Consider the following 24,167-nt stretch of genomic DNA (forward strand, 5'->3'; position numbering starts at 1 on the left):
CATTTTTCCAAATAAGAATCCAGCAGCTCCGCTTAATTAAATAATTTTAAATTATTAAGTTTTTGTATTTAAACTAATTTTTAGTTTTCTTGTAATCTTTAAAATGTATGAAGTATAGTATACTACACAGTGGTAAATAATCCTAGAACACTAAAAATAATGAATAGTTTTTTCATAAATAGTTTTTTTCCTTATTTTTTACAGAATATATCCTCAGAATACATTAATTATAGAAAAAATAAGAAAATATAAATAAAAACAACCGATATCGGTTGTTTTTATCGTAATGACTTATCAAATGGAATTCCGGATGCTTTTGGTACTTTTGAATATTTTGAAAAAATAACCATTGTTATTAATGCAAAGAAAAATGGTAAAATTTTTAATAACTGATTTGATGGATCAGCAATATTTCAACCTGCAAAACGTCATAATGTTCCTGCTAAAGCAATTAAAAAGCTGAATAATACCGCTCCCAATGTAATATATTGAATTCGTCATTGCCCAAAAATCATAATTGCCAAGGCAATATATCCTTGTCCTTGGACATCACCACGAAATTGCCCAGAAACATAATGAGTAAACATTGCCCCTGCTAGGCCTGCTAAGCATCCAGAAATAATAACTGCCTTATATCTTGTTTTAATTACATTAATTCCAGCTGCATCAACTGCATTAGGATTCTCACCACATCCAACATAGCGTAGTCCTGTTTTTGTAAATCTAAAGAAAATAAAGGTAAAGCCTACTAAAACAATTGCAATAATTAAGAAAATATTAATAATTTGATATGAATCAACCCCAATTGTACTAAAACCTGTTTGAATCATATTTCCAGCCGCTAAGGATGGAATGCTTACAAAAAATAATCCGATTCCAGTTACTAATAAATTTAACGCTGTTCCAGAAATTACTTGTTGTGCTTTTAAAGTAATTGAAGCAAAACCATGTAATAAGGCAAAAGTCCCACCACAAATTGTGGCAATTAATAAAGCAATAATTTGCATTCCATTACCATATTGTGATAATACTTTACCAAGTAACGCATAAACTAACGCACCAATGATCATCATTCCATCAATAGCAATATTAACAACTCCTGCGCGTTCTGAATACAAACCAGCCATTGCCGCAATTAACAATACTGCAAAAAGAATTGAACCATTAGCAAATAATTGTGAAACTGCTTCCATTATTTTTTTCCTCCTTTTTGCATTTGATAAGCGGCATTTTGACGATGATATTCTGCTTTTAAAATTTTATTATCTTCTGAAACAACTTTTCGAATATGTTTTAATTTTTGATTTAATTCCTTTTTCCACTGTGGCATCTCTCTTTTATGTTTTTTGCGCATAGCTTGATATTCAAGATTAAATTGTTGTTTCATATCTTTTAATTGCAGTTTTAAATTTTGTTTTAACAAAGCCACTTCCTGTTGAATCTTAACATCTGCTTTTACTTGACGATTAATTATTCTTAATTCCCATTTAATTTTTTTCTTACTTTGATAATTTGCTATTTTAAATTGATAAATTTCACGACGTTGTTGGCATTTTAATGCTTTAATTTCTTGATTTAATTTTTTAGTAATCAGTGCTTCTTCTTTTTGCAATCTTTTAAAATCATTTTCATATTTTTGTTGAATTTGATTAAAAATAGGATAATAACTTTCACGTAATTTTTTAATAGCTTCCTCTTTCTTTAGAACTAAATCACCATATTGCGACTGTAAATGTGATAATTTAGCATATAGTTTTTTTTTCGGCAAATTATAAAACTGTGATAATTCTTGTTTTGCTTGCCCTTTTACTTTTCATACGGCTTGATAATAATTATTTTTTAAAAAACTAATTTCTTGTTTTTTTAATAAATATTCATTTTTCACTTGTACAAAATAGTCTAATGCGGAGCCAAGGGCAATAAATGTTGCTAATTTATATTTTGTTTTAAGACCACGTTGCCCAATTTTTGTTGCTTCCTTATATTTTAAATTTTCAAAAAAACAAATTTCTGTTTTTAAAGTGGTAATTTTCCCGGCATATAACGTTAATTGATCATTAATTTCATTCCGATATGCTTTAATTTCTTCTTTAGTTACTTCTTTTTTTAATTCTTGCATTTTAATTCGATATATTTTATTAGTATTTTTAATTTGTTTTTGATAGTTCTTAATTTGTTTTTGATATTTATTATATTCTTGCTTTCATTCTACATTGTGTTGAATATTTAATCAACGACGCAATCAAAAGAACGATTTAAAGTAAATAAATAATGTAGAAATTGCAGACATATAAATAATGATTCCGAAAATCAATTGTCCCATTTGTTTTGACATTTGAAAATCAGGTAATTGCGTTGCTTGCAAAGCAGCTGTTTTAATAATTCCTCATAATAAAGCAATTGGTAAAATAGCAAACCCATTTGTAAAAGCAACTAATGCAACAGCAACTGCATCAAAACCAACAACCGGTAATGCATCAGTTGTAAATTGTAATACTGTTGATTGTGTCATATAATATAACATTCCTAACACGCCTGCTAAAGCACCTGATAATGCCATTGAAACAATAGTATATGCTTTAACATTTGTTCCAGCGTATAAAGAAGCATTTTTTGATTTTCCAACCGCTTTAATTCGAAAACCTAAAACAGTATAATTCATAATAAAAATAATTATTCCTAATAATAACATTGCAATAATAAATGGAATAATTCATAATTGCCCATTCAATGCTAAATTAAAATTTGGGGCTGTTGTAACAATATCAATTGTTGAATTTTGATTTGAATTTCACATCCCATGCGCTGGACTCATAAACATTCATTTCATAACATACCAAACAATTCAATTTAACATAATTGTTGAAACAACTTCATGAATATTAAAATAAGCTTTTAATGCCCCAGCAATTGTTGCTAACATTGCACCAACAAAAATTGAAATAAATAAAGCTCCAATTACTCCAGCTACTTGACTAATTGTGGGATTCTTTAAACCTAAAACAATTGTCATACTACCTGCTAATAACATTTGTCCAGGAACACCAATATTAAATAATCCAGCTTTAAAACCAACCGCAACAGATAATCCCGCAACAATATAAATTGCTCAATAAGTTAATGTCGAATCTTTTAATAATGGGTGAAAAGCTAGTCGAAAAACATAACTAAAAAATAATAATGGGTCTGATGAATTTGCACCGATAATAATAAAACTAATCAGAACTCCTACAATAATTGCACAAATAGATGCCTTAAAATAGTTTATTTTAGTTTTAAATTCATTTGAACGAAAGAAAATTCTTGTTTTCTGTTTTAATAATCATCCATAATTTTTAATTTGTGTTTGCATTAATTTTTATTCCTTTCTTATGATATTTTCCTGCCATCATTAAACCAATTTCTTCACGTTTAATTTTATTTCCAGTAACTTCACCAGTAATGCGTCCATTATGTAAAACAACAATACGGTCAGCTAAACTCATAATTTCTTCTAATTCATATGAAACTAATAAGACTGCTTTCCCATGTGCTTTTTCTTCCAAAATTTTATTATGAACATATTCAATTGCTCCAACATCTAAACCCCTTGTTGGTTGAACAACAACTAAAATATTATGTGGTCGTGATAGTTCTCGCCCAATAACTAATTTTTGCTGATTACCCCCTGATAAGCTGCGTGTAACAGCAAAACCAGAATTTCCACCTCGTACATCATATTTATTAACAATTTGTTGAGCATATAATTGAATTGCTCCTTTATCTAATAAACCATAATTTGAAAATGGTTTTTGATTAATATTTTGTAAAACAACATTATCAATTACATTGAATTCTAAGATTAAACCATATTTTTGACGATCTTCAGGAATATGAGACATTCCATTTTTATAGCGTTCATAAATACTTTTTTTGGTCACATTAATATCATTAAAAATTATTTCTCCATAGGATCCTTTTTCTAATCCGGTTAGAACATTTACTAATTCAGTTTGCCCATTTCCTTCTACTCCAGCAATTGCAACAATTTCTCCTGCATGAACGGTTAAATTAAAATCATCTAAAGCCATCAAACGCGTTAGGCCTCTTTTCTTTACTGATAAATTTTCAATTCTTAATAAAACTTCTTCTAGTGGTGCTTGCCCTGAATTTTTAATTTCAACTAAATTACGGCCAACCATTGCTTCAGCAATTTCTTTCTCATTTTTATCTTGCACATTAAAATTTTCAACAACTTTTCCACGTCGAATAACTGTTGCCCGATCAGCAATTTTTTTCACTTCATTTAATTTATGGGAAATAAAAATAATTGTTTTCCCATCTTTTTTTAAATCTAACATAATATTTAATAAGCCTTCAATTTCTTGTTGTGTTAAAACAGCTGTTGGTTCATCAAAAACTAAAATATCTGCTCCACGGTATAAAATTTTTAAAATTTCAACTCGTTGTTGCATTCCAACTGAAATATTTGCAATTTTTGAACGAAAATCAACTTGCAAATTATATTTAATTGCAATTTGAGCAATATCACGTGCTTCTTTTGAACGATCTAAAAATACTTTCCCTTTTAACTGTTCATATCCTAATGTAATGTTATCAAGTACAGTAAAAATATCAACTAATTTAAAATGTTGATGAACCATACCAATTCCTAATTGATTTGCTTTAATAGGATTATTAATATATTCTTGTTTTCCATTAATAAGGATTTCTCCCTTTGTTGGTTCATACAAACCAAATAAAATACTCATTAATGTTGATTTTCCTGCTCCATTTTCGCCAATTAAAGCATGAATTTCACCTTTTTTTACTTTTAAGGTAATATCATCATTTGCAATTAAATCACCAAAGACCTTGATAATATTATTCATTTCTATTGCATATTCATTATTTTTTTTCATATTATGTCCTTTCCTTCTATTGCAAAGCGGTTTCAATTGCATTTAAAATATAAGTTTTCAATGTATCACTATTTTGATAAGTATTTACTAATGTTGTTGTAAATACCTTTGCTGCTACAGGAGGCACATCATCAATTCCTCGGGAATAAACATCTTGTAATACTTTAATAATTTTATCAAATGCTGTATCATTTGTTAAATCATCAGTTTTATTATGAATAAAATTAACAGTATCTTCATTAATTAATTTTGTTGTTTCAATCCCTGTCCAAGTTGGATGCTGAATTGATGATTGATCAGTATTAATTCAACATTCCGCTGTCACATGATTATTGTCTCAAGTATTACTATTAGATGAATAACCACATTTATCTGAATAAATATTCTTGAGAGCTTCTTGAGTTGAAGTTGCAATTTCTTTTAAGGCACTTGTTACGATTATGTCTTCTCCATAAATTTTAGATTGTTCTGTATCCACACCAATAACTTTAGCTGGTGATTTATTATATTTAATTCGGCCAATAGTATCTTGGGTCTGAGAACCTGCAACAGGGAAAATAATACTTGCTCCACGAGAAAGTAATTCATCTGAAATATCTTTCCCATGTCCAATTTCAAATGATTGTGAAAATCATGATTCATTATTTTTTATAACATTTTGTACTTTTTCAATTTTTTGTAAAGCAGTTACTGCTGGATTCATTTTTTTAACTTGTGCTAAAAGATCTGTTCTAATGTTAAATAAGTTTGGCAAATTGCTATTACTAATGATTGCATTAAAAATATCAGCAGCCACTAAAAATCCTCACATATAATTTGAAACAGCGCCAGGATTATCCATTCCACCATATGTAGATATTTTTAAACCTGAAGGATATTTGCTTTGATTAGCATTTAATCATAATGCTGTTGCAATTCCTGCAAAAAATCCCGATGATTCAGCTTCATAACTTATTCCAACAACATTTTTTGCTAATGGTTTTTTGGGATCCATTCCTAAATGAATATTTTGGCTACTTCCATCAATATAAATTAAATTATCAACTATTTCTGCAGCTCATCCAACGGTATTACCATGCGCAAAACCTGGCAAAATTAATGTTTTTGCGCCAGCAATATATGCTGTTAAATAAGCTGTTTTAAAGTCAGATGGTGTTTGACTTGCTGGTTCATAATAACTAGCTCTATAGTGACTTTTTTTTCACTCTGATGGTAAAATTTCTTTATCCTTTTGTGAAATGACGTACTTACTTGCTCCATCTCATGCTGATTCATTAAACGATGCATCGGTCACAATACCAGCATCGGTAATAACTCAAATATTACTATCAAAATAATATTTTTTAGCACATGCAACAAGAAAAAGACTTGAACCATTTAGCAAAGTTGCTGCTACAAAAACACTGAGCAATTTTCTCATTGTTTATTTCCTCCCTTTTATTACTAATAAATTATATTTTTTAATTAATTATTATTCCGCAATTGAATATTTCCTTTCATACTTAAATTATTATGTTTAATATCCTAACAATGTAATATCTCATTGCTAATTTATTTTTAACATATTTTTAAACGAATGAAAAGAAAAAAACTATTTTCTCTAAATAAAAAAAAGTTAAAGGCTTCGTGTAATCGAAGTTCAATAAATCAACTTTGAAAGGAATTGATTTTTTATTAAAAAGAAACATTATTTTATTTTGAGGTCGCTAGTAAAAAGTATGGAAAAGATAATGTTATTAATACTGTTAATAAGATAATAATTAATAATGTAAAAAAAAATAAATAAATTATCCACGTAATTTATTAGCGTTAATTTATTCAATATTATTTATTTTGAGCGTAGCGAACACGCAGAGCGTGACGCGACATTTAAAAATTTTGAAAGTAGATATATTATGCCAACTTGATTAACGACAATATTTAGTGTTGTTATTATTAGGGATTTTTGTTTGAATTGGTTTATCAATTTCTCAAAAAAATAAACAAATTCAAGGAAAAAAAGAAAAAATAAATTTAAAGAAAGGACGATAAAAAATAATTTTAGGTATGTATTTAAAACAACGGCGGTTAATTTTTTAACAGCACCTACACCTAAAACTATGTCTGAGGGTATGACTGGTATTTGAACTGGTTTATCTAGTGCATTATGAAAAGTTAAAGAAGGTATAACAAATATTTTACCTGAGATAATGGTTTTGGGTGATGTGTGAATTATATTAATTCCATTTGCTATATTTTGTATTATTTAAAATCTTAAATTTTTTTCCGTGTTATGGTTAAATGATTTTAGTATTTATTATTTATCATGTATTTTAACTGTGGCAAACTAGTTTTTATATGTGATTTAATAAATACACCTACTTTTTTAAAAAATTGTAAAAAGTGTATAGTGTAAAAATATCAATTTAATTATATTTAAGGTATTATTATGGTTTTCTCTCTGTATAAAAATATTTATAAATTTGTTAATTTATTAAAAATTCAAATAATAAATTTAAAAATTATTATTAGTGAAATAATTGTTTTAATTGGTGATACCATTAATGATAATCAAAAAATAGATGGTATTACATTTGTAAAAAATGAATTTATTAAATAGAAAAATGAATTTATTATTTCTTCGATATTTTATTTCTCCTTTCTACTTAAAATAATTTATACAGATAGAAAACCATAATAATATCAACTTAATTATAAATTTATGATTTTATATTTTAATAACTATTGTTAAAAATTAAATAGTATTTTATGGTTTTTAAGATAGTTGGGTATTTTAAATAATGAAAAAGTTTATATTTTTCTTTAAAAACTATTGTTATATTAGTGGTTCAATGCTTTTGTTTAGTTTGGTTAATTTATTATTTTGGATAATTTCTTGGTATTGTGTTGGTTTAGTATTTTGATTGTTGTTTGCTTTGCAGTGTGTTTATTTTGTGTGATGATTGTGAAAAAATATTTTTTATCAGTTAAACGCTTTTCGGTTAGTTCAATTTATTTGAGATAATTCGTTATCAGTTATTATTTGTCGGAAATTACAAAATTAAGTGTTAAAGAGCGATTGGAGTTATTTGATATTGATATTCTGAAAAAGAATTTAAAACCTAAAAAAGAGAAAGGAAATAGGAAAGATGATTAAATTATTAGTTAAAAATAATAATAGTAATTGATACAAGATTTTTAGTTTTGTTTTTAATATATTTTTGTTTATTTTTGATGTAATTTGAAATACAAATTACCTATGACAAATACATCGATTGCTTATTTTTTAGTCTTTTTTATGGTTATTAAGTTATCGATTTATGCAATTCATGTGACATCAACACAATATAACAATTTAGGTTCAACAGTAAATTTGGATTAAAAAAAATACGATATCGTGGTAAAAAATTTAAAACAAAAGGAAAATCTGATAATCGTAGTAAATTAACTTATTTTAAGTCAATTTGAGATATTAAAAATAAAGTTTCTAATGTTGGGTGATTTGAAATGGATACTGTTGTTGGAAAAAACCATCAATCTAGTTGTTTAGTTTTAGTAGAACAATCAAGTAAAAAAATACTTTGCAATAAAATTAGAAAATCATACTGCTAGGGAAGTTGAAAAAAGTTTAAAGATATTGTTATAAATAATAATTTAATTGGAAAAATTAAAGGAATAATAACAGATCGAGGGAAAGAATTTAGCAAATGAAGAGAATTGGAAATATTTGCTGAAAAACAAGTGTATTTTTGTGATGCTGATTCACCACAACAAAAACCTTTAATTGAATATATGAATAGTGAATTCAGACATTCATTTTCTAAGGGAATTGATTTTAATAATGTTAGTCAGAAAAGAATAGATTCAGTAGTTAATGTTATAAATGATAAATTTCGACCGTGTTTAAATTGAAAAACAGCAAAAGAAGTATTTTTACAGAATATTAAATAAATTTATTAATTAAAATTTAATAAATTATTTTTTAGTGTGTTTAAATATGGATAAAATAAAAGAAAAATTAAAATATTTTTAATTTTTTTAAATTTATGATTGATTTTTTAAAATTTTATTATATTATTTAATTAATAAAGATTTGTTGCACTTCATTTTACATAATTCATTTAATAAATTTATTTAAATATTAATCAATAAAATAATAATTTTTATTTGTTATTTTTTTTACAAAATGGACAATTTGTTTCAAATGGAATATCTTGTTTAGTATATTTAGAAATATTATGCAAATTAAGATGATTATAATCAGCAAATTGATTATTATTTGCACTTATTTCTTCTTGAGATAAATTACTATTTTTAGTTCGATAATAATTACCCAAACCATATGAACTTTCACTTGATTTAGCAACACCATATGTGTTAAAATGACTTTTTTTATTATATAAATTATAACGTGTTGATACTAAGTTAATATCACTAATTTGAGGATAAAATTGATCAATTGGTACAACACCGTGATGCTTAATATATTTTTTAGTTTCAAAATCGTTAATTTTTTTTGCAAAATCAGCAGATTTTGCCTCTAACGATTCAACTTTTAAAGTTAAATTTTTTAAGTGATTTTGCACTTCTCCTAATGTTTTTGTGTGTGTTGTGTGTAAGTTAATTCAATCTTTAATTAATTGTTCAATTTTTTCAAAACGATATTCAAAATCATTTGAAATAACTTGTTGTAATGGTGGTTCTTCTACAAATGGTGTTTCCTTAATTGGCTCTGGCTTTTCCTGATTAAAATATTCAATTACTTCATCATCTAAATTTGAAAAATCACCATTCATAATTTTATCATCTAATTCATCTAAACTATACGATACTTCGTCTTTTAAAATTGGTCGAATTTCTGATTGCAACGATTTATTTGTTTCATTTGTAACAACATCATGTAATAAATGACCTTGATGATCTTCTATTTTATTCTTATTTAATTCATCTGCGTTAACTTCTAATTGATTTGTTTTTTTAACATCTGTTGTAAATATTTCTGCAGGTACACTATCTTCTGTTTCTGTTAAAATAGTATTTTGTTTTTCATTCATTGAGATATTAAACATATCTGTTCCCACATTGTTTGGTTCTGTTGTATCTAATGGCTCAGGAGTTAATTCTAAATTAATTGCATCATTTTTTACCTCATGCTCAGGTTTTACTTCATTAGTTATTAATATTTCATCTTCAACTAAAGTTGCCATATTATTTTCTATTTGTTCTACTGTTTGTTGTTCAACTGATAGGTCTGAAAGCTCATTGTTTTCAGAAGATTGTATTTCATCATCATAATTATATTCATTTGCAAATGAACCAATTTCATCAAGATGCTCAACTTGTGAATCATCTAATCCGGCTAGTTCGGCAAAATGATAATCATAATTATCTGGTATATTATCTGTTTTTGTTTCTTCATCATCTGATGTTTTAATATCAGGTAATAATTCTCCTTTTAATTTATCAATATTATGATCAGATGGAATAAATATAATTCCTGTCCGTTGTGATTCTTGGTTTGCTAGTTTAATATTCTTATTCATAATTTCTATATCTTTTTTTGTTTTTCCATTATCTACAACATTATTAAAATTATTAATTTCTAAACTAATATTTTCTGATGATTTATTAATGTTATCATTCAAGACATTATCAATTAAATTATTATCTGTTGCTAAAATTTGATCATTAATAAAATCAACTGTGGCTTGTGAATTATTACTAAATATTTCATCAATACGCATTAATTTTAATTCATGCTTTGGTTCTAACTTTAATTTTCTTACTAATCCATTTGCTTGTTTAGCAAGAACATTATAAATTTTAGATTTCTTTTTAATAAATTTAGGTTTTACTTCTGCTATTTCTAATTCTTCTTCTACCATTTGTTTAATATTAAGTGCTTGTTGATACATTTCACTTCATTTATTATAAAGTTTTTTTTGTTTTCTTGTCATTGGATTCTCTGATGTTCATAATGAATTCAAAAATTCATCATCTAAAAAAGAAAAATTTGGTTTTTCATCTTCTGCTGCATTAAAATCATCATTTTCATTTACAGCGCTTATTTTATCAGCAAAACTTTTAATATCATCATTTGGTTTTACATCCAAGAATGGAGCAGGAATTTCCTCAACTCGTTCATTTTGTAGAGGATCATTTGCTGAATTTTGATCTTCTAAATGGTCTGATTTCAAGTTTGATTTTTCTTGTTGTTTAAATTCATTAACAACTGGTGGTTTTGATAATTCTTTTGATTTACTTTGTTTTAAATCAGTTTCCGTTGTATTTAATTTTGTTTCAAAAACCGCTGGCTTCTGCGGATTTATCATAGTTTGTGTCATATCATTAATTAAATTTGCTAATTCATGTTCATCAACATCATTTTTATTAGAACTAAATAAATTATTTAATTCATTTGATGAAAAAATCGAATTTGATTTTTGATAAGATAACTTTTTACTATCATCCTCTTTTGCGTAATCATTGTTTTTGAAATCTCTTTCGGTTTCTCCGATCCCTGCGATAGTCGCGTCAACTTCCAAAGTTGCGCTTCCATGATACTTTCCCTCTTTATTTACCTCTCTTTCAAGTTTTTTATCTTGGTGGTAAATAACAATCATATTTCGTTCTTCAACAAAATTTTGTAAAGACTCAACATCAAATAATGATGATTCAATAAACAATAAACCAATAAACATTAATGCTGCTAATATTAATACTGCTACTTTTCCATAAATTAATGCTGCAATAATTAATGTAACAAATATCAATTTAATATATGGCTTTGCAATTAATTGTCCTTTTTTAACACGATGCAGTTGAAGTGATATTAGTGTAATAACTAATAATGCAACAAAAATTGTTAAAGAAATAATTGTGTATCCTCAAATATCTCCTGTCAAATAACTTAAAATTTGTTCTTGTTTAAAAATTGATGTTTGAAAAATATCATTCATTGAATTTAAAATTGATGGAAGCGCAACAGATTGTATTACCAAAAAGTTTAAAATAGCAGTAAAAATTTGAACTATCGCTCCAATTATAATTAAACTTCATCCTAATATTACTAAAAACACAAACATTTTAATTATCCTCTCCTCTATCTACTTTCCACCGCGCATAGCTCAATAATCAAAGCCAATTGTTTCATCATCTTTATCTTCTGTTTCAACAAAATCAAAAGGTGACATTAGATGGTAAGAATCGGCTGCTTCTTTTGTTGGTTCTTTAGTAAAGACACTATCATTTTCATTTTTAATAATATATCGTTTGTTATAAGCATTAACTTCATGCGCAACCAATTGGTCTGTTGCATAATTGCCATACATCTGTTTAACATAAGTTTCAATTAAAAGTAGATTTAATCCAGCAATAAATTTAAACTGTAAAATTCCTTTAAAAATAGCTTGTACTAATATAAATATTTGTTTAAATTTAACATATCCCACTAAATCAATATTATTAAAAATTACTACAATATTTTCTGTGATGTCATAAGCACGTAAAATTTCTTCAAATTCTCTTCTAATATACTCTAATGGATCATCAAATTCTAACTCATTAACAATTACAATTGAATTAAAATCATTAACTTGTTCTAATGATTCACTTTGTTTTAAAGTTCGTGCAAATAATTTAACACGATCTCATAAAACTTTTTTATCCTCTAAACTAACTTTGGGTAGTCCCTTAATAATTTTTTTAAGTAAAAATAAAAACGGTGAAGCATATAATTCAATACGTAATAAATCAATATTAACAAACGGCATTGAAAAAAAAGAAGTAGCAATTTCAGACATTGAATCACAATTTCCTTTATCCATAATTGCTAAGAAAAATTGCATTTCGTTATTTTTTTCTTTAAAAATTTTCATTAAATCACGAATAATTTCAAAACTTGATAATGTAATTCCATCAATCTTAAGTTCATCAGTTTTAATATTATGATTACTATTCTTTAGAAAGTCTCCTGTCAGTTTCCCATCTTCATTTTTACCTTGTAATAAATTTATATTTCGGCCATTACTTTTCATATTTATTGTATTTGTTTCATAAGTATTTAATTTCATATTTTTCATTCTTTCGAATGGATTGATGTACATCGCGTAGTCCTCCTGCTTCGTTTATTTATATTAAAATTATATCATATTTCTAAAAAAAATATAAAAAAAATTGCATTATGAAATGTAATTTGGTATGATATTATTATTTTCTAAAATTAACCATTGTGTTATTTCTTTAAATCCGCAAGTTTTTGTTCTAATTTTTTAATTTTTTCTTCCTTGTTTCCTAAGGATGGATTGCTACCATCATCATCTTTTTTTACGATAGTACCTCATTATTTTTCTTGTCCCAATTTGAAGATTATCTTTATTCATAAAAAAGAAATGCCACATAAAGTAACCAATAACTTATACACATAAAAATAAGATTGTAATTAAGAAAGCAACAGTATATTTTTCTTGATTAATAATAAATAAAACAGTAAAAATACATGTTAACAAAATTAAGATACATAAAACAATAACATTAATAATTCAATATCATAATCATTGTTTTTCATTTATTTTTTTACCATTTTTTGCCTCCTTATCTAATAAATTCTTTTGTTAAAGAATTAAAAATCTTTGAAGGACGATTATCTAAATAACCAGCGTCAACAATAATATCAACATTAAATTTTTGAAGATCATTAAATTCTTTAGCATAATTTTGACCGCTAATATTTACACTTGTCCCATAAATTGGCCCAACCTTATTAATAATTTTTTTTAATCATTTTGATTTTGTAATTCTAATCCCAATTGTATTATCTTCTGTAATGTTATAAAGCTTATTAATATCATCTTTTATGTTAGCTATTATAGTAATAGTTTCATTCTTTTTAAAGAGCTTTAAATCATCACGTGGCAAGTCAATAAAATTCTTCGCCATACGAACTGAACTAACAATAACTGATAAATACATTTTTTCTGATCGTCCTTTAACTTTAAAAATTCTCGCTTTTGCTACTGATGAACTAATAATACACGTCATACCATAAATAGTATCTGTTGGAACAATAATAACTTTTTCTGCTAAATAACCAGCAATAATCTCTTTGCGATCTTTTACAGTATATACTTTCATATATAATTAGCCCCCTTTCTTATGAACCCTTTGAATTTGATTTAATTTGTTCATTGCTAATATGATTACTTTTAATTTTTGAAATATGTGAAAGAGCAATAATTGATAAAACAGTAATGAAAGCAGATAATAGAATACCACTTGCTAATAATTCATTTCCTTGTAATCAAAAGTAATCTAAATGTGTTGTTTTAAAAAGTGGCTCCATTACTGTTTCTTTAAAATTATCACTTTGACTATTTCAATAATCAACTGCTTTTGTTAATTCATATTGAGAAACCAGAAACATTACTAGTGAAGTCCCAGTTACAATTAAAAAACTAACATAAAAACTAATAAAACCTTTTTTAGTTAAATTTGGTTTTTTCAACATTACAAAAGTAAATGCAAATAACATTGAAATAATTAAAGCAGAAGAAACAATTGATACAACACTAATAAAAATTCCTGATCCGGGCATATTCATTGTCATCTCAAAATAATCAATATTTGGTTTATCTAAAATACTAATTGTATTCGGTATAATAGCATTAATTGTTAATTGTGGATAAAAGTAAGAAAATAAAAAAAACCGGTTTGCATCAGTAAAACTACTGCCAATAATAATTGTATAAACAAATTGGGGAATAAAAACCATACTTGAAAAAAAAACGACTCATAGTGAAATATTAAATTCATTTGGAATTAAATATAGACTAATAAACTTTTTAAGACGACTTTGATTAAATGTATCTTTTAAAACAAATAATTCTTCTTTTTTAGTTGGATTAATATTATCATTTAATAATCATTCTAATTTAAAACTAACTTTCAACATAATAAAAATAATAAAAATCATTTGTAATCCTGTAATTCATCAAATAGCATTAAAACCAATTCATGTTAATGGATATTTATTGTTTGTACAAGGACCTGTTGCTAAATTAATTAATGCTTTAACAATTGCATCTCGATTTGAAATATCTTTATGAATCATATCTTGAATATTTTTAACAAACTCGGGACCAGTATAACCACCTCTTAAAGAACGACATCACTCTGTAAATAAATCATAATAATATTCTGCAAGTGAAAATAATAAACAAGCACTAAATAAAAAAGAGATAATAAAAACTGTTCCAATTAATAACATTCTATTATTAAAATTAACTGTTCGTTTCTGATGATGAATGTAAAAAACAATACTAATAATGGCACCCGCTAATGTTCCTAATGCAATATATGGCAAACCAAAGATTAAAAACTCATTTGGTAGATTAGGTGTTGTAAATGTTGTTAACACATCCTTAGGTACTGTTGCAATAAAATTAAAGTATTTTTTTAAAAGTTGATCACTATGTGATACATATATAAAAGTAAAATATGGAACCATAATAAATAAAACTAATAAAAAAGCAATACTAATAATGCGAGTTCTTTTAATATTTTTAAGTTTATCTTCCATATCCTGCACCCCACACTTAAGTTCCTTTTATTTTACTACAAAATATTAATAAATAACATTCGTCATTTTTTATTTATATCTTTTTGAAAATAATATTTTTGATTTGGAAAATATTCTTTTACTAATTTTTCTAAATATTTTTTTTGGTCATAACCATGTTCAAAACATAAAATGCCATTTTTTTTAACAACCTTTTGTCAATTTTGAAAAATTTCTCGATAAAAATATAGGCCATCAATATCACCAAACAAAGCAACATGTGGTTCATAATTTTTAACACGATTACTAATATTTTGATTCTTTAAAATATAAGGTGGATTACAAACTAACAGATCAACTTTAATCTTATTTTTAATAAATGGTTCTAGCATATTACCTTCCAATAATTTAACATTTTTGCAATTTAACTGCTTAATATTTCTTTTTGCTACTTTTAATGCTTCAGTAGAAATATCACTAGCATAAATTATTAAACTTGGATTTTCTAAGCCTAAACTAATTGCAATTGCTCCGCTCCCAGTTCCAATATCAATTAAAGTTAATGGTTCATCACCATTATTAAGCAATATTTCATTAATTATAATATTAATATTATCAACTAATTCTTCTGTTTCATAGCGAGGAATTAAAACATTATAATCAACATAAAAATCATATCCATAAAAATTTTGTAAATTAGTAATATGTTGGATTGGTTTTCCATTACGATATGCTATTAACTGTTGCCAATAATCATCAATCTTAAAATTAATTTTATCATTTTGAATTGCATATAATTTTGCTAATGAAGTTTTCAAAAAAAATGCTATTAAAATTTTAATATCGGCAAGATAATTAGCATTATTCGAGTCTTTCAAATAATCTTCTGACTTTTGAATTAATTCATTAACTGTCATTAGTTTCCTTCCATTTTCAATCTTTGTTCTTCATTAATTAATGCTACTACAATTTCATCTAAATTACCTTCCATAATTTGGTCTAATTTTTGTAGTGTTAAATTAATACGATGATCAGTAACCCGATTTTGAGGATAATTATATGTTCGAATTTTTTCACTCCGGTCGCCTGTTCCTACTGCATTTTTTCTTAATGTTCCACGCTCTTCATTAATTTTACGTTGCTTTTCTTCATATAATTTACTTCGTAAATGTTGCATTGCTAATGCCTTATTATCATGTTGACTACGACCATCTTGGGAAGTTACAACAACTCCTGTTTGTAGATGAGTAATTCGAACAGCTGAATCAGTTGTATTAACATGTTGTCCCCCTGCTCCTGAAGCACGGTAAGTATCAATTTTTAAATCAGCAGTTTTAATTTCAAAATCAACTTCTTCAATTTCTGGTAAAACAGCAACGGTTGCTGTTGATGTATGTACTCGCCCTTTACTTTCTGTTTTTGGAATTCGTTGAACACGATGTGCTCCTGATTCAAATTTCATTTTTGAATAAACACGATCTCCTTTAACCATAAAGGAAATTGTAGAAAAGCCACCTGCTTCTGATTCATTTGCTTCAATTAATTCTACTTTTCAATGTTGTTGTTCTGCGTATTTTATATACATTCGATATAAATCACCAGCAAAAATGTTTCCTTCATCACCACCTGCTGCTCCACGAATTTCAAAAATAACATTCTTATCATCATTAGGATCTTTTGGCAATAACATTACTTTTAACTCTGTTGTAAGTTGTTCTTTTCTTATTTCTGAGATTTTTAATTCTTCTTTTGCTAATTCAATTAACTCATAATCCTTTTCTGTCTCTAAAATTAATTTTGCTTCATTAATATTATTTAAAACATTTTTATAATTTAAGTATAAAGCAACAGTTTCCTCTAATTGTGCTTCTTCTTTTGCTAAACTAGTTAACTTTTTTACATAATTAACTATTTCTGGTTTTGTTAATTCTTCATTAATTAAATTTCACCGCTTTAACATCGTTTCTAATTGTTCAATTGTTTTTTGATTCATTTGCTTCACCTCTTTTTTTAGACACTTAACAATTATAATATATTTTAAATAATAATGGTTAACTTAATTCATTATAATAAAAAAATCATAATAATTAATGACTTTTTACTAATTTAAAATTAATGTTTGAAATTTGGGTAAATTTTTTAATTGTTCAACTAAAGTTAAACGATATTCGCAACTTTCAAATGTTTTTTTAATGGAATGTTTATGAATAATTTTTGGCTAATTTAAAAAACATTACCATTAACAATCACATTGTCATTTTCATTAATTAATAAGTCTTCTAAAATTATTATTATGGAATTAATTGGCAAATTTTCAACAAAATAATCTTTAATTTTTTTATATTTTTGGGCTTACTATTTACAATAAAATAAACTTCAACATTTAATCCACTTTTTGTTAACATTTTTTCCTCCTACATTATTAATATGTTACTTCATGACAATGACGACAGCGAGCTTCATATTTATCCTTTTCACCAATTAAAACAATTTGATCATAATAATTAGCTGGTTTCCCGTTAATTAAACGTTGGGTTCTATTTGCTAAATTTCCACATTTAACACAAATTGCATGCAATTTCTTAACCTCTTCTGCTCGTGTCATTAATTGTTCAACATTAATAAAAGCTTCACCTCGAAAATCTTTATCTAAACCATTAACAATAACAATAATTCCTTTATCTGCTAAAGAATCAGCAAGTTTAACAATATTATTATCAAAAAATTGGACTTCATCAATCCCAACAACATTTGTTGTTGGTTTAAGGTTTGTTAATAAATCTTCAGAATTTTTAACTGATATTGCTTCAACTGCTTTTTTGCTATGACTAACAACTTGGTTTTCACTATAACGATTATCAATTGTTGGTTTAAAAACTTGAATTTCAAATTTAGCATAACCTAGGCGAACTAGACGGCGAATAAACTCTTCGGTTTTTCCAGCAAACATACAACCAGTGATAACTTCTATTCAGCCTATTTGAGCTTTACTATTTAAAAAATACATTCTTAACCTCCCATATATTTAATGTTATTTTTAATTACAAAACTTAAGTCTTTTAAAACTTGTTTTAAATCTTCTCACTGATAAATTTTTGCACCGCTTGCTAACTGATGACCACCACCACAGTACTTTTCTGCTACTTTATTAATAATATAAGTATTACTACGAATGCTAAGGTTTATATAACCCTCTGCTTTATTTTCAATTACTAACATTCAAATTTTAAATTCTTTAATATTACTCATAATATTAACCCATGGTTTAACAGTCTCATAACTCATATTATGTTCTTTTAACATTTCATCAGTTATCTTAACATAACTAATTTCTTTATCATAAATAACTACTTTCGATAACAAATAATTTTTAAAGCGTAGATTAACTCATGATTCTTCATATAAATTTTGATAAATTGATTGCAAATCAAAACCTGTCGCAACTAATTGCCCTGCTAACATAAAAGTATTGTAACAAGTTTTATTATACATAAAACGATTTGAATCTGTTACAATTCCAGTAAAAATTAATTTGGCTGCCTCTGGTGTTACTATTAATTTTGATGTTAAAACTAACTCAGCAATCATTTCTGAAACTGCAATTTTAGTTTCATCAATTCATTGTATATCACCAAATGGCGTAACATTAGGATGATGATCAATTTTAATAACTTCTTTTGCTTTATGCCAATATTTACTATCAATTCGTTCAGTGTTAGCTGTATCAGTAACAATTACTAATGCATCTTTATAATTTTCTGCTTGAAGAAGATCGGGTGTTGCTAAGAAGGATAAAAAATCATTTGGTGCACCATCAACTAATACCATCTTATTTGGAAAATTATCTTTAATGAATTGTGCTAATCCAAATGCTGAACCATATGCATCACCATCTGGTGAAATATGACGTAAACAAATAATTGTCTTATAATCTTTAATTTTTTGTAAAATAATTCCTTTTAAATCTTGCATTTGTTTTCCTCGCTTATATGTTAGCAACTAAATTATTGTTAACTTTATCATAAACTAATAATGCATTCTTTTCAAAATATATTGTTGTTGTTTTTTTAAAATTTAGTTCTTTTTCTGACACTAAAATTTTAAAAATAACTTCATCATTAACTTCAAAAAAGCAAACAATTGATTTAAAGACTTTTTTAATTGACTTAACATGTCCTTTATATAATAAATGTAAATCTTTGTTAAATTCCTTTGTTTTTTGGAATGAGATTAAGTTTGGATTAATTGCTAAATAATATTCTTTTTGATCAATTAATTTAGTTCCTTTAGGTAATTTAATCTTATTTTTTTCATTTTCTAAAACATTTTCTGCTATAGAATATTTCATACTAAAAACATTTTCTGAACTATTATACATTATTTGATATAAATTAATTGTATTAGGTAAAAATTCAGCATTATTTTTTGACATCAATTTGTAATTATTATCCTTATCAAAAAATAATAATTGTGTAACATAATTTTTAATATTCTCAATGTTCTTTGTTAAAACTAAAAAAGTTAACTGTGGATTATAGTTTTTTAAACTAAGTAAAATTTCATTTAATTCATTTGCTTCATTATGAGTTAAATTGTCAAAAGTATTATGTAAAATAATTAATTCTTTCTTACTTAAAATGGCATTAATCAATCTAATTTTAGTATGATCAAAACTACTTAAATTTTTAGTAAGTTTAAATCAATTCATTTTAATATTTAAATTACTCATTAATTTTTTAACTTCTTCAAAAGCTTGATTATAAACTGTTATAACTTTTTCATTTGCTTCTTCAATAGCAAGTGAATTATCTTTTTCACGAGTTTCTAATGTATTATTTAATAATTCCAAATGATATTTATGAAAATATTCTAAAACTTTTCCCTTAATAATTGTTGCTTCATCTGGTAATAAATTTGCAATTAATTGTTCTTGTTTTTGATTATAGTTAAATCATTGATCTTCTGATAATTTTGTTCAAGTAATTATATTTGAGGAATTACTTTTATTTAAAATTCCTTTAATAACATTCTTATGTTTAGTATCTTTTAAAACCATTTTTATAACATTAATACGATATTTTTTTAATGCTTTTCGTGCTTTAATTAAAAGATAACGTTCATATGTAATTTCAGTCTGCAATATTTTTAAATACTTTTCACAAACTAATTTTGCCCCAATAAAACCAAAACTTTTATCTTTAAGTTTTCTTTTTTTAGCAATTTCATAACAATCACACAAATAATCTAAGTCAGAAATATAATAAATTTTATCTCATAAAGCTTGTAAAAATGCAAGATAACCTTCATATACACAAATTTCTTCTCTTTTGTAAGTATAAGTATGTAAACTCTGAATAAAAATTGAATCTTTATCATCATCTAAAATTTTACTAATTTCTTTTTTATGGAATTCACTAATTTGAGTTAAATAAGTCTCAATTCATTCTTCTTTAATATGAATTGAATTATTAAAATATTCATTAATGATTTTATCTATTTTTAATATTAAATCTTGTTTATTTAAATCATTACAAATAAAAACTAAATTTTTATAAAAATATTTATTTTTATTATATTTTAATAAACTATCATGTAAAAATTTTGGTGTTTTTAAAATATGATAAGCCAAACGTAGTTTTGTTGGTAAAAAAGCTAATCTTAATGGGCCGGGTGATACATAACCAATTCTACGTTCTTTTGATAATAAAGTTGTGATATTTCTATTGTTTAAATAAATTTTTCCATTACGTGGTTTTTTCTTTCCCAATAACAATTTTAAAAAATATAATTGTGAAAACTTATTCTCAAAATGAGTTCCCAAAATTTCTTGACTATCAACACCAAAATTTAAATCACTAAAAATAATTTTTTTATATCGTTTATACTTTAAATTATTAATTTTCAATCCCATTAAAATACCACGCTCCCAATTAATTTTATTATACCCAAATAAAAATAATAAAAAATAGTTATTGTTAAGTTAAACTTATATTTCCGCTAATTTTTAAAAAATTATGTTTCTAATTTAATAAAATTACATTACAAAATATCAAAAAAACCTTTATCTTTTTAAGATAAAGGTTTACCAATTATTCTGCTTTTTGTTCATCAGATTTTGGTTTCGCTGTTTTTTTGTTAAGTTCTTTTTGTGCTTTTGATGCTTTTTCTGTTTGTTTTGCTAACTCTTCTTTTTTATTAAATTTAGATTTAAATCGTTCAACACGTCCAGCTGCATTAGAAAACTGTTGACTTCCCGTATAGAAGGGATGGCATGAAGAACAAGTATCAACTTTTAATTCTTCTCCTTTAGTAGAACCACTTATGTACTCATTTCCACAAGTTGTACACATAATTTTAGTATCAAAATATTTTGGATGGATTCCTTCTCTTGCCATATAACTCACCTCACTTTTAATAATATGACTGCATATTATTTTCACGTAAATAATGATAACACATATTTAAACAAAAAGAAAGATTATTTAATAATCTTTGCAAATTCATTAAAATCAATTCTAACACGTGGCATTGTTGCTTTATCATCATCTTCATCATAGTATCCTAACGCTAAAGCTAAGACTGTATGATATTTTCCTTGATCAAGCGTACAATGTTTTGCTAATAACTCATCACATTTTTTTGCATCAAAACCACCCATAATAGTAGTTCCTATTCTTAAATCAGCAGCTTGAATTGTAATAAAACTAGTTACAATATGAGCTTGTTCTGAAACAAATGCAGAAAGATGTTCTTTTTGTTGCAAAAAAGTTTGATATTTTTTAATTGCATTTTCTAAATCATATGCTTGATTGATAACTCGTTCTAAGCGTTTTGTTAAAAATTCAGTTGAAACTAAATAAGATGGATTAGTACCCGTAATAAGCATTATACAACTAGCATTTTTGACTTTTTCTTGATTTCAGCCAAACATTGCTTCATCAGCAAATTTCTTTTTTAATTCTTTATTTGTAATACTAACAACATTAGTTACTTCAATTCCTAATGAACAAGGTGCTAAGCGCCCTGCTTCAAGTATTACTGTTAAATCTTCTTGATTAATTATTTTTTCACTATTATATTTTTTAATAGTTTTTCGTCAATTAATTGCATTTTTTACTGTCATTTAATATTATTATCTCCTTTAATTTTTATTACTCATTAATTTTTGTCAAAGCAACGTTTAATACATCAACACTTTTTGCAAAAGGAGGTGAATATGGTAGATCTAAAAACTCAATTTTACCAATTTTAGTTTTTGTTCAAATAATTGGGATTAAAGGATTGATTCTTAAACTAGCTTTATTATAACCAAAAATTTGTGCACCAACAATAATTTTAGCTTTTTGGTCATAAATAATTTTAATTGTTACTGGCTTCGTATCAGCAACATAGTGTGTATGATCTGTTCCATTTACAACGACCTCTTTCACATTAAAAACATTCAAAATTGCTTGTTCTTTTGTATATCCTGTTCGAACAATTTCACTTTCGAAAACCTGCATAATACTTATTCCAATTCCACCAGGAAAATGATCTTTCTTTCCTGCTAAAATATTACCTAGAAACTTACCATTTTTGGCTGCAATTGTTGCTAAGGACATATAATTTAATTTATTATAAATAATATTTTTTGTCATCACACAATCACCCATAGCATAAACATCTTTAATATTTGTTTCAAATTGGTTATTCACTAAAATTGCCCCAAATTCATTCATTTTTAAATCTGTTGTTTTTAAAAAATTAGTTACCAAAGTAACCCCAATTGCAACTAATACTAAATCTGTTACAATTTTTTCTTCCGATGATAATGACCGCGTAAAATATTCGGTTGGTATAAAATTTCCAAAAAATAAGAAAAAGATAGATATAAAATTCTATCTTTTTTAATTAGGTTAAAATTGTCGTTAACCTTGCTTAGTTTAAGAAAATAACAGCAAAACCAACTGAATAAAACTCTCCTACTTGGAATGTCGTTAAACCAAGCAAGCGAGGATAAACAATACAGGGGGCACCGTACCGCTACGACATAATGCAGGCAATTCTTTTAGGCAATATAAAAGAGTTATTGTGGTTTGGGGATAAATCTTTAACCTGCAATGGTTAAAGAGTAAGTGTTCCACAATAAAAAAATTTAGAAATCTTACTATATTTATAAGGAGGATTTGAAAGTGTCTTTAAAAGAACTCTGTTGAAAAGAGTTAAAAATTAAATTAGCAAATAAAGCAATATCGATTAATAAATGTCAGTGTTATATCAATGAGTACTTTACAAAATTAACCAAAAACAAAAAAGGTGGCTGATATTATAAAAAGTATGCTCGGCATTGCTTAGCAAGATTAGAATTTATTAATAAACAAAAAATAAGTTATAATCTTTGATTTTTGACTTTACAATGCCAAAATAACCATCAAGTTGTTAAAAAATTAATTTTTAAAAAAAATAAATGATGAATTATTAATATCAAAAATTAGAAAGGAAAAATTATATGGTTGAAAATAATATCAAAAATACAATTAGCAATTTAATTAACGAAATTAAAACAACAACAGAAAATAATTTAAGTAATTTAGAACAAATTATGGAAGCTTTAATTGACAAAGTTAATAATATTGAAAATATTTTAAATCAAATACGATAAAAAAAATAAACCAACTATTTATTAAAATTAGTTGGTTTATTATTTCTGATAAATAAAAAAAAGAAAGGAGATGAAAAAATATGTCTAAAAA

General features: G+C 25.5%; 20 protein-coding genes and 3 pseudogenes. 7 read left to right on the top strand and 16 right to left on the bottom strand.

Annotation, left to right across the window (positions count from 1 at the left end; translation table 4 throughout):
- Window positions 1-278 precede the first annotated feature (278 nt).
- The 4 genes from SKUN_RS07515 to SKUN_RS07530 are packed head-to-tail and all read right to left on the bottom strand — an operon-like array spanning window position 279 to window position 6,321.
- Window positions 279-1,193 (bottom strand): ABC transporter permease, encoded by a 915-nt coding sequence (locus SKUN_RS07515; protein ID WP_053391501.1) that lies wholly within the window; start codon window positions 1,191-1,193, stop codon window positions 279-281.
- Window positions 1,193-3,352, bottom strand: a complete 2,160-nt coding sequence (locus SKUN_RS07520) for an ABC transporter permease subunit (RefSeq protein WP_053391502.1) — start codon at window positions 3,350-3,352, stop codon at window positions 1,193-1,195. Before SKUN_RS07520 ends, SKUN_RS07515 begins: the two co-directional genes overlap by 1 nt.
- A complete protein-coding gene (locus SKUN_RS07525) occupies window positions 3,336-4,901 on the bottom strand; it encodes an ABC transporter ATP-binding protein (protein WP_053391503.1) in 1,566 nt (521 codons plus the stop codon). Before SKUN_RS07525 ends, SKUN_RS07520 begins: the two co-directional genes overlap by 17 nt.
- 16 nt (window positions 4,902-4,917) lie before the next feature.
- Entirely contained in the window at window positions 4,918-6,321 is a 1,404-nt protein-coding gene (locus SKUN_RS07530; RefSeq protein WP_053391504.1) for a BMP family ABC transporter substrate-binding protein, read from the bottom strand.
- A gap of 679 nt (window positions 6,322-7,000) precedes the next feature.
- On the opposite strand from SKUN_RS07530, the gene SKUN_RS09965 reads away from it, so the two are divergent.
- The 5 genes and pseudogenes from SKUN_RS09965 to SKUN_RS08635 all read left to right on the top strand — a co-directional run.
- Window positions 7,001-7,150: a hypothetical protein gene (locus tag SKUN_RS09965; protein WP_200902997.1), complete on the top strand. Its 150-nt coding sequence runs from the start codon at window positions 7,001-7,003 to the stop codon at window positions 7,148-7,150.
- 179 nt (window positions 7,151-7,329) lie between these two features.
- Window positions 7,330-7,500, top strand: coding sequence for a hypothetical protein (locus SKUN_RS07535; protein WP_235511089.1), 171 nt, complete (start codon window positions 7,330-7,332; stop codon window positions 7,498-7,500).
- A 181-nt stretch (window positions 7,501-7,681) separates the two neighbouring features.
- Window positions 7,682-7,924 (top strand): annotated as a pseudogene (locus tag SKUN_RS08630) (hypothetical protein); the annotation flags it as partial.
- 105 nt (window positions 7,925-8,029) lie between these two features.
- A pseudogene (locus tag SKUN_RS07540) lies at window positions 8,030-8,250 on the top strand (hypothetical protein); the annotation flags it as partial.
- Between the two features lie 20 nt (window positions 8,251-8,270).
- Window positions 8,271-8,831: pseudogene (locus tag SKUN_RS08635) on the top strand (IS30 family transposase); the annotation flags it as partial.
- 212 nt (window positions 8,832-9,043) lie between these two features.
- On the opposite strand, the gene SKUN_RS07550 reads toward SKUN_RS08635, so the two are convergent.
- The 12 genes from SKUN_RS07550 to SKUN_RS07610 form a co-directional block, all read right to left on the bottom strand.
- Window positions 9,044-11,965, bottom strand: coding sequence for an ABC transporter permease (locus tag SKUN_RS07550; RefSeq protein ID WP_053391506.1), 2,922 nt, complete (start codon window positions 11,963-11,965; stop codon window positions 9,044-9,046).
- Between the two features lie 21 nt (window positions 11,966-11,986).
- A complete protein-coding gene (locus SKUN_RS07555) occupies window positions 11,987-12,985 on the bottom strand; it encodes a hypothetical protein (protein ID WP_053391507.1) in 999 nt (332 codons plus the stop codon).
- 487 nt (window positions 12,986-13,472) lie between these two features.
- Window positions 13,473-14,012: an L-threonylcarbamoyladenylate synthase gene (locus tag SKUN_RS07560; protein ID WP_053391508.1), complete on the bottom strand. Its 540-nt coding sequence runs from the start codon at window positions 14,010-14,012 to the stop codon at window positions 13,473-13,475.
- 19 nt (window positions 14,013-14,031) lie between these two features.
- Window positions 14,032-15,456 (bottom strand): hypothetical protein, encoded by a 1,425-nt coding sequence (locus SKUN_RS07565; protein WP_053391509.1) that lies wholly within the window; start codon window positions 15,454-15,456, stop codon window positions 14,032-14,034.
- A 35-nt stretch (window positions 15,457-15,491) separates the two neighbouring features.
- A complete protein-coding gene (gene prmC, locus SKUN_RS07570) occupies window positions 15,492-16,352 on the bottom strand; it encodes a peptide chain release factor N(5)-glutamine methyltransferase (protein ID WP_053391510.1) in 861 nt (286 codons plus the stop codon).
- A complete protein-coding gene (gene prfA / locus SKUN_RS07575; protein ID WP_053391511.1) occupies window positions 16,352-17,428 on the bottom strand; it encodes a peptide chain release factor 1 in 1,077 nt (358 codons plus the stop codon). The genes prmC and prfA overlap by 1 nt, the downstream gene beginning before the upstream one ends.
- A 429-nt stretch (window positions 17,429-17,857) precedes the next feature.
- Window positions 17,858-18,442: a thymidine kinase gene (locus SKUN_RS07585; protein ID WP_053391512.1), complete on the bottom strand. Its 585-nt coding sequence runs from the start codon at window positions 18,440-18,442 to the stop codon at window positions 17,858-17,860.
- Between the two features lie 2 nt (window positions 18,443-18,444).
- Complete coding sequence (locus tag SKUN_RS07590; protein ID WP_053391513.1) at window positions 18,445-19,407, bottom strand: DHH family phosphoesterase; 963 nt, start codon at window positions 19,405-19,407, stop codon at window positions 18,445-18,447.
- A gap of 13 nt (window positions 19,408-19,420) precedes the next feature.
- A complete protein-coding gene (locus SKUN_RS07595; protein WP_053391514.1) occupies window positions 19,421-21,346 on the bottom strand; it encodes a hypothetical protein in 1,926 nt (641 codons plus the stop codon).
- Window positions 21,347-21,524: 178 nt separating this feature from the next.
- Window positions 21,525-21,830: a 50S ribosomal protein L31 gene (gene rpmE, locus SKUN_RS11065; RefSeq protein WP_053391515.1), complete on the bottom strand. Its 306-nt coding sequence runs from the start codon at window positions 21,828-21,830 to the stop codon at window positions 21,525-21,527.
- Window positions 21,831-21,913: 83 nt separating this feature from the next.
- Window positions 21,914-22,558 (bottom strand): nitroreductase family protein, encoded by a 645-nt coding sequence (locus SKUN_RS07605; protein WP_053391516.1) that lies wholly within the window; start codon window positions 22,556-22,558, stop codon window positions 21,914-21,916.
- A gap of 28 nt (window positions 22,559-22,586) precedes the next feature.
- Window positions 22,587-23,306 carry an FAD-dependent oxidoreductase gene (locus SKUN_RS07610; protein ID WP_327196296.1) on the bottom strand — a complete coding sequence of 240 codons (720 nt, stop codon included), beginning with the start codon at window positions 23,304-23,306 and terminating at the stop codon, window positions 22,587-22,589.
- A 300-nt stretch (window positions 23,307-23,606) separates the two neighbouring features.
- Between SKUN_RS07610 and SKUN_RS07615 the strand changes: the two genes are divergently transcribed.
- Together SKUN_RS07615 and SKUN_RS09585 are read left to right on the top strand one after the other, a co-directional pair.
- Window positions 23,607-23,909: a hypothetical protein gene (locus tag SKUN_RS07615; RefSeq protein ID WP_053391517.1), complete on the top strand. Its 303-nt coding sequence runs from the start codon at window positions 23,607-23,609 to the stop codon at window positions 23,907-23,909.
- 14 nt (window positions 23,910-23,923) lie between these two features.
- Entirely contained in the window at window positions 23,924-24,076 is a 153-nt protein-coding gene (locus SKUN_RS09585; protein ID WP_158500772.1) for a hypothetical protein, read from the top strand.
- The last annotated feature ends 91 nt before the right edge of the window (window positions 24,077-24,167 follow it).

It is taken from the genome of Spiroplasma kunkelii CR2-3x (genome assembly GCF_001274875.1).
GTDB lineage: Bacteria > Bacillota_I > Bacilli_A > Mycoplasmatales > Mycoplasmataceae > Spiroplasma > Spiroplasma kunkelii.